This is a genomic window from Polaromonas sp. P3_C2 (assembly GCF_056402675.1).
Genome location: NZ_JBFUGX010000165.1, coordinates 1 through 7,357, shown reverse-complemented (window position 1 = coordinate 7,357; position 7,357 = coordinate 1). Strand labels below are relative to the sequence as shown.

Annotated in this window: 5 protein-coding genes and 1 pseudogene; 4 read left to right on the top strand and 2 right to left on the bottom strand. The window is 62.7% G+C overall.

What is annotated here, in order from left to right:
- Positions 1 to 105: 105 nt before the first annotated feature.
- Both glmS and AC1DWI_RS09140 read left to right on the top strand, forming a co-directional pair.
- Positions 106 to 1,956: a glutamine--fructose-6-phosphate transaminase (isomerizing) gene (gene glmS, locus AC1DWI_RS09145; RefSeq protein WP_477724711.1), complete on the top strand. Its 1,851-nt coding sequence runs from the start codon at positions 106 to 108 to the stop codon at positions 1,954 to 1,956.
- Positions 1,957 to 2,120: 164 nt separating this feature from the next.
- On the top strand, positions 2,121 to 2,831 hold the full coding sequence (locus AC1DWI_RS09140) for an enoyl-CoA hydratase/isomerase family protein (RefSeq protein WP_477670005.1): 711 nt from the start codon (positions 2,121 to 2,123) through the stop codon (positions 2,829 to 2,831).
- Positions 2,832 to 2,931: 100 nt separating this feature from the next.
- Here AC1DWI_RS09140 and AC1DWI_RS09135 read toward each other — a convergent pair.
- A pseudogene (locus tag AC1DWI_RS09135) lies at positions 2,932 to 4,638 on the bottom strand (acyl-CoA dehydrogenase family protein).
- 269 nt (positions 4,639 to 4,907) lie between these two features.
- A complete protein-coding gene (locus AC1DWI_RS09130; protein ID WP_477670003.1) occupies positions 4,908 to 5,810 on the bottom strand; it encodes a LysR substrate-binding domain-containing protein in 903 nt (300 codons plus the stop codon).
- Positions 5,811 to 5,896: 86 nt separating this feature from the next.
- Between AC1DWI_RS09130 and AC1DWI_RS09125 the strand changes: the two genes are divergently transcribed.
- Positions 5,897 to 6,892, top strand: coding sequence for a Bug family tripartite tricarboxylate transporter substrate binding protein (locus AC1DWI_RS09125; RefSeq protein ID WP_477670002.1), 996 nt, complete (start codon positions 5,897 to 5,899; stop codon positions 6,890 to 6,892).
- Between the two features lie 34 nt (positions 6,893 to 6,926).
- Positions 6,927 to 7,357, top strand: a 431-nt coding sequence (locus AC1DWI_RS09120) for an FAS1-like dehydratase domain-containing protein (RefSeq protein ID WP_477724710.1), incomplete at its 3' end; no start/stop codon positions are given.

The window sequence follows — 7,357 nt, the reverse complement described above, 5'->3', positions numbered from 1 at the left end:
ATATACTGAAGTGTATGAAATTAAATTCCATTAAATAGAAAAAATAGATCACATTGGAAAACTGTAAGTACGTAGCATCACCGCATTGATCTTCAGGAGACCTTCATGTGCGGCATTGTTGCTTCCGTTTCGACCCGAAATATCGTTCCCATCCTGGTGCAGGGTTTGCAGCGCCTCGAATACCGCGGTTATGACTCCTGCGGCGTCGCCGTGTACGCCGGCGGCCTGAAGCGCGCTCGCAGCACGTCGCGCGTGGCCGAGTTGCAGGAGCAGGTGAGCGCCGACAAACTCGAAGGCGTCACCGGCATTGCCCACACCCGCTGGGCCACACATGGCGCGCCAGTCGTTCACAACGCACATCCGCATTTCAGCCATGGCAGCGGCGCGGGCGCCACGGCGCGCGCAGGCAAGGTTGCACTGGTGCACAACGGCATCATCGAAAACTACGAAGAGCTGCGCGCCGGCCTCAAGGCCAAGGGCTATGTCTTCGACAGCCAGACCGACACCGAAGTCATCGTGCATTTGATGGACAGCCTGTACGACGGCGATTTGTTTGAAGCCCTCAAGGCCACCGTCGCGCAACTGCACGGCGCCTACGCGATCGCCGCCTTCTGCAAGGACGAACCGCACCGCGTCGTCGGCGCGCGCGCCGGCTCGCCGCTGATCCTGGGCGTCGGCAAGGACAAGACCGAGAACTTCCTGGCCAGCGACGCCATGGCCCTGGCCGGCGTGACGGACCAGATCGTTTACCTCGAAGAAGGCGACATGGTCGACATCCAGCTCGGCAAGTACTGGGTACTCAACAAAGAAGGCAAAGCCGTCCAGCGCGAAGTCAAAACCGTGCACGCCCACAGCGGCGCCGCAGAGCTGGGCCCGTATCGCCACTACATGCAAAAAGAAATCTTCGAGCAGCCGCGCGCCATTGCCGACACGCTCGAAGGCGTCGAGGGCATCGTGCCTGAGCTGTTCGGCGACGAGGCTTACCGCGTCTTCAAGGACATTGATTCGGTGCTTATCCTCGCGTGCGGCACCAGCTACTACAGCGGCTGCGCGGCCAAGTACTGGCTCGAGTCGATTGCCGGCATCCCTACGCAAGTCGAAGTGGCCAGCGAATACCGCTACCGCACATCGGTACCCAACCCGAAATCACTCGTCGTCACCATCACGCAAAGCGGTGAGACCGCCGATACCCTGGCCGCGCTGCGCCACGCGCAAAGCCTGGGCATGACGCAAACCCTCACCATCTGCAATGTGTCAACGTCGGCCATGGTGCGCGAATGCAAGCTCGCCTACATCACGCGCGCCGGCGTTGAAATTGGTGTGGCGTCCACCAAGGCCTTCACCACGCAACTGGCAGGCCTCTTCCTGCTCACGCTGGCCCTGGCCCAAAGCAAAGGCAAGCTCAGCGATGAAGAAGAAGCCGGCCACCTCAAAGCCATGCGCCACCTGCCCGCCGCCCTGCAAGCCGTGCTGGCGCTGGAGCCGCAAGTCATCAGCTGGGCCGAAGACTTCGCCAAGATGGAAAACGCACTGTTCCTCGGCCGCGGCCTGCACTACCCCATCGCACTCGAAGGCGCCCTCAAGCTCAAAGAGATCAGCTACATCCACGCCGAGGCCTACCCGGCCGGCGAACTCAAACACGGCCCCCTGGCGTTGGTCACCAGCGAGATGCCCGTCGTCTGCGTCGCGCCCAACGACGCACTGCTCGAAAAACTCAAAAGCAACATGCAGGAAGTCCGCGCCCGCGGCGGCGTCCTTTATGTACTGGCAGACGCCGACAGTCACATCGAAAGCGGCGAAGGCCTGCACGTCATCCGCATGCCCGAACACTATGGGGCACTGAGCCCGCTGCTGCACGTGGTGCCGCTGCAGTTGTTGGCGTATCACACGGYTGTGGCGCGCGGGACGGATGTGGACAAACCGAGAAACCTGGCTAAATCCGTCACCGTGGAGTGACGGATTCGAGGCGGCATGCAGCGCACTGCGAGGTTTGGCGGGCGCTCAATTCAGGCAGCAAAGCCGCCGCTCCCTCGGGCCGATATGCGGACGGTCCGGCCAAAAAAACATTAGGCCGGAAATTTATGCGTTCGCTGACGGCTTCCCGGTTCAGAATCACACCCATGACAACTCCCAAGCTGCTGATCGAGTCCGTGGACGGCATCATGACCGTGTCCCTGAACCGCCCCGACAAGCTCAATGCCATTGACAACGAGCTTGCGCGCGCACTTCTTGCTGCTATAGAGCTGGCCTCGCGCGACGATGCCGTCCGGGTGCTCCTTCTGCGCGGCAATGGCCGGGCATTCTGTGCGGGGAGGGACGTCAGTGCGCCACCCACTGAAGAGGACCTGGTCTTGGTGCAAGCCGTGTCCAAAGCGCTGGTGTCCCTGCCCAAGCCGGTGCTTGCTTCGGTTCATGGCTGGACTGTCGGCGCCGGCTTGGAGTGGATGCTCAATGCGGACATTGTGATCGCGGGGGAAAGCACCCGCTTCAAGTTGCCGGAGTCCTCCCTCGGGGTTTTTGTGACGGGTGGATTGACCGCCACCTTATCTGCCTATGCAGGCGTTGCGCGCGCCAAGGCGCTGATGCTCCTGGGCGAAGAGTTCTCACCTGCGCAGGCGATGGCTTGGGGACTTGTCTGGAAAGTGGTCTCCGACCAGGAACTCGAATCGGCTTCCCGACAAATCGGCGCCAGGCTGGCGTCGCTTCAGCCGGTGGTGGCAGCCAGCTTCAAACGGGTTCTCAACGACATCGGCCTTCGCCATTTCGATGATGCCATCGCGCTTGAAAACGATGCGCAGCGCACCTTGGGCGGTCGCGGGGTTCAGAACTAGCAGGCTGCCCAAGGCGTGCGGAAGATCTGATCTCTCAACGCCCAGGGCATGCTGGGGTTGACCGTCGATCCGGTGTCGCCCCGTCCACATGAAAGGCCGGTCAATCCCGGCGCCTGATTTCATCTTCGATGATGCCCAGCCGCATATCGAACTCAGGCATCACCCAGCGCCGTAGCGCTTCACTTGGGCCTTGCCAGCGCTCACTGCCTTGCGCGCCAGGCGTGTTGCAGATGCGCACCCAAGCCCAACCAAGCAGTGCCAGCGCCACCGCGCGCAGGTAGTCGCCAGCGACCCAATAGGGCAACTGGGGCGCCGCACCCGCGACCTTGATCAATGCTGCGGTCGTCATCTCCAGGCGGGCGAAACAGCTCAATACAGCCTTCTCGTTCGCGCGCCCGTCGTCCAGGCCCTCCTGCAGGACCTGGAACATCTGCCGCAACGCCTAGCCGCCGTCCGGTATCACCTTGCGGACCAGCAAGTCGATGKCCTGAATCTCGTTGGTGCCCTCATAGATCATGGTCACGCGTGAATCGCGCACGGTCTGCTCGATTCCCCATTCGCGGATGTAGCCATGGCCACCGAAAACTTGCAGGCATTCGCTGGCGCCGTGGAAAGCCTGATCGGTGAAAGCAGCCTTCAACACGGGTGTGAGCAGGCTGCACCACTGCTGTGCCCTTTCACGACGAGTGGGGTCAGGGTGGTACCTGGCGATGTCGAGCTCGAGTCCTGTCTGGTAAGCCAGCACGCGCCCTCCGTCGATCCAGGCTCGTTGCGTATCCAGCAGGCGGCGCATCGCCGGGTGGCCGATGATGAAGTCGGCGGGCTCGGTGCTGGTGCGTGGCCCGGGCACGCGCATCTGCCTGCGCTCGCGCGCATAGGCATCGGCCTTTTGCCATGCGGCGTCGAGCAGGCCGATGCCCTGCAGCGCCACGTGCAAACGCGCCGCATTCATCATCACGAACATTGCGTTCAGGCCCTCGCCCGGCTGGCCTACCAGCCAGGCTGTCGCATCATCGAAGCGCATGGCGCAGGTGGGGCTGCCGTGCAGGCCCATCTTTTCTTCGATGCGATCGCAGTAGACATGGTTGCGGCTGCCGTCCATCAGCAGCTTGGGGGCGAGAAACAGCGACAGGCCTTTGGGGCCGGCAGGTGCATCCGGCAGGCGTGCGAGGACGAGATGCAGGATATTGCCGGTGAGATCGTGATCGCCACCGGAAATGAAGATCTTGCTGCCGTTGACGCGGTAGCTGCCGTCCGGCTTCGGCGTTGCGCGGGTGCGCACCAGTCCGAGATCGCTGCCGGCATGCGCTTCGGTAAGGCACATCGTGGCCAGCCATTCGCCAGAGACAAGTTTTTCCAGGTAAGTCGCCTTCAATTCATCGCTGCCATGATGGGCCAGGCACTCATAGGCTCCRTGCAGCAGGCCCGGTGCCATGGTCCAGCCATGGTTGGCGGCACTCAGCCATTCGTACAGCGCACCTTCCAGCACCCAGGGCAGCCCTTGCCCGCCGTGTTCAGGCGCGCATGAAAGCGCAGGCCAGCCTGCCTGCCAGAACGCCTGGTAGGCCTGTACGAAACCTGGAGGCGTCACGACCGCGCCGGCATCGAAGCGGCACCCCGGGTTGTCGCCCGCCGCATTCAGCGGCGCCACAACCTCGGCGACGAACTTTCCTGCTTCCTCCAGAACCTGCCGCTGCAGGTCGCCGTCGGTATCGGCAAAGCGCTCGATCGGTCGCAATTGGCCGCCCGCGTCCAGTACGTCGAAAAGAATGAATTGCGCATCTTGCACAGCGGGTTGATAGGTCATACGCCTTTTCTACTGGTTGCCACGGAGTCACAATAATAGTTATTTATAATAACCAAATTGGCGCGCGAATGGCAACAGGCGCAGCCGATCCTTTCGGCACGCGCCCGCCAGGCCGGCTGCCCTGATTCGGGTGGAAGGCCGAGGTGGTCGCGGTGGTTGCTCCACTACCCATCGTTCGGGCGCTCGAAGTTTCATCGCGACCCGAACAGGAAAAACACCAGTACGCATTGGTGCCTGGCCTGCACCAGTGCCGGCCTTTGGCACTTCCCTTAGCGACGCTCTTTCAGCGCCGTGTGCAGGTAGTCGTAGAACATCTTTGCCGGTGCGCGCAGCGTCGTGCCACGCAAGGTGGTGAGGCCCAGTACACGCGATACCGCCGGTGCCACGAGCGCAACGCCGATGATCGACGGATGCCGTTTCGGCAAGGCCAGGCGCGGTACGGCCGCAAGCCCGAGCCCTGCTTCGACCATACCGAGCAGTGTCGCGATGTGGCTCACCTCGAGACGGTACGAGGGGTTGATACCCGCCTTGGCCAGCGCGTCATCCAGCAGTTGCCGGTTTCCGCTGGTACGCGATACCGCGATCAGGCGCTCGGTTTCCAGGTTCTTCCAGGACAGCGTCTTGCGGCCGGCGAGTGCATGGCGGCGCGGCATGGCCACCACGAAGGGGTCGGTGTGGATCGGCTCGAAGTCCACCCCGGGCACCTGGTTGCCCATGAAGCTGATGCCGAAGTCCGACTCGCCCGACACTACGCTGGCCATCACCGCGCCGGCGGCTTCGTCAATCACACGGACGCGGATCAGCGGGTAGCGTTCGGAGAAAGAGCTCACGACCGTGGGCAGGAAATGGATGGCCGCGGAAGGCACGCAGGCCACCGTGACCCGGCCGGTCCGGCTGCCGGCGATGTCGGTGATGCCGAGCATGGCGGACTCGAGGTCGTCCAGCGCGGCGCGTGCGCGATCAAGGAAAACGTGCCCGAGGGCCGTCAGTTCGACCTCTCGTGTGGTGCGGTTGAAAAGCCGCGCGCCCAGGATGGTCTCGAGCTTGTCGATGCGCCGGCTTAAAGCGGGTGGGGAAAGATGGATATGGTCGGCTGCTGCGCGAAAGCTCCCGCGCTCGGCCACCGCCACGAAGGCTTCGAGTTGCTGTAAATCGAAATTGATGCGTGCCATGCACCAATACTAGCAAAAGTTGCACTTCACGGATTCCCTTCATTCGCCGAAGATCCGGCAACCAGAACATCCACAGGAGACAAACCATGCTGCCGAAACACCACGTCCGGACTTTGCTGATGCTGAGCTTGCTACCACTGGCGGTTGGCTCCTCCATGGCGGCGACCAGTCCGGCGACGCCCAAGAACTGGCCCGAAAAAGCGATCACCATCGTGGTGCCGACCTCCGCCGGCGGCGCCAACGACGCGATGGCGCGCGTCCTGGCCCAGGGACTCAGCGCCCGGCTCGGCAAACCGGTCATCGTCGACAACCGGGCCGGGGCGAACGGCGCGATTGCCAGCGAGTTCGTGGCCCGCGCCGCGCCGGACGGCTACACCTTGATGTTCGGCTACATCGCTACCCACGGCATCAACCCGGCCTTGCAAAAGCTGCGCTACGACCCGGTCACCGATTTTGAACCCATCGGCATGGTGGCGGCATCTCCGACGGTGCTGGTCGTCAGCCCGGAAGTGCCGGCCAGGACCGCCAAAGAACTGGTGCAGCTCATCAAGGCCAAACCCGACAGCTTCAGCTTCGCGACGGCGGGGAATGGCACCGCACCGCATATCGCAGGCGAGCTGTTCAAGCTGTCCGCAGGGGTGGATGTGATCGGAATTCCCCACAAAGGCTCAGCGCCCGCCGTGATGAGCACCATCTCTGGCATCACGCAATACATGTTTCCCAGTTTGTTTACCGCGTACCCGCAAATCAAGGGCGGCAAGCTCAAGGCGCTCGGCATCGCCGGTGACAAGCGATCTCCCGTCTTGCCTGACGTTCCGACGCTGGCCGAGCAGGGAATTCCCAACGTCAGCATGTCGCAGTGGTACGCCATGTTCGCCCCCGCTAAAACCCCCAAGGTGGTGGTTGACCGGCTGAACCAGGAGATCAACCGCGTACTGGCCGAAAAAACCGTACAGAAATTCATTGAAGACCAGGGGGCCGAGGTTGAAACCAGCACGCCTGCGCAACTCAAAACCCTGGTGCAGAAGGAAGTCACGCGCTGGAAGGGCGTTGTGGCGACCGCAAAAATCAAGCTCGACTAAGTCGCGCAAGTTTTACTGAAAGAAGGGTATGCGCATGAACTTGCAAGACTGGACAGGCCGCATCGAGACAGTGGAAGACACCGCCACTGCCACGCCGTACGCAGCGCTGTCGGCCACGCTCGACCGCGCCGACACCTCGCGCCCCGCGCCCGGCACGCCGTTGCCCTACCTCTGGCACTGGCTGTATTTCCTGCCGATCCACGCGCAATCGGAGATCGGCCCGGATGGCCATGCGCGGCGCGGCGGCTTCCTGCCGCCCGTTCCGCTGCCGCGCCGCATGTGGGCCGGCAGCGATTTCGAGTTCCACGAGCCGCTGTGTGTCGGCGACGCGCTCGCGCGCACCTCAACCATCGTTGATGTGACGGAAAAGAGCGGCCGCACCGGCAGCCTGGTTTTCGTGAAGGTGCGCCATGAACTGCGCCGCAACGGTTCTGCAGGCGTAGCGTTGACCGAGCACCACAACAT